Origin of the sequence: Pseudomonas sp. 65/3-MNA-CIBAN-0223 (genome assembly GCF_040310425.1) — a bacterium.
Classification (GTDB): domain Bacteria; phylum Pseudomonadota; class Gammaproteobacteria; order Pseudomonadales; family Pseudomonadaceae; genus Aquipseudomonas; species Aquipseudomonas gregormendelii.
The window spans coordinates 1-238 of record NZ_JBEOPV010000332.1 but is presented as its reverse complement, the minus strand read 5'-3'; the positions used below and the strand labels follow the sequence as shown (position 1 = coordinate 238).

The 238-nt window shown below is 60.9% G+C and carries 1 protein-coding gene; it reads left to right on the top strand.

Going from position 1 to position 238, the window contains the following annotated elements; translation table 11 throughout:
* On the top strand, positions 1 to 238 hold a 238-nt coding region (locus tag AAEZ09_RS29095; RefSeq protein WP_350601787.1), incomplete at both ends, for a GMC oxidoreductase.

Below are 238 nucleotides of genomic sequence, written 5' to 3'. Positions count from 1 at the left end.
CAAAATGCACACCAGGCACGGCTTTTCCTGCCATGTTGAAGTGCTGCGCCCCTACAGCCGTGGCACGGTCAAACTGGCCAGCGCCGACCCGCGAGTGCCACCGAAGATCGACCCCAATTTTCTTGCCGATCCACGCGACCTCGAGCTGTTGGTCAAGGGTGTGCAGTTGCAGATGGACATTCTGCAAAGCAGCCCGCTGCAACCGTGGCGCGGCAAGATGCTCTATCCCGTCCAGCGC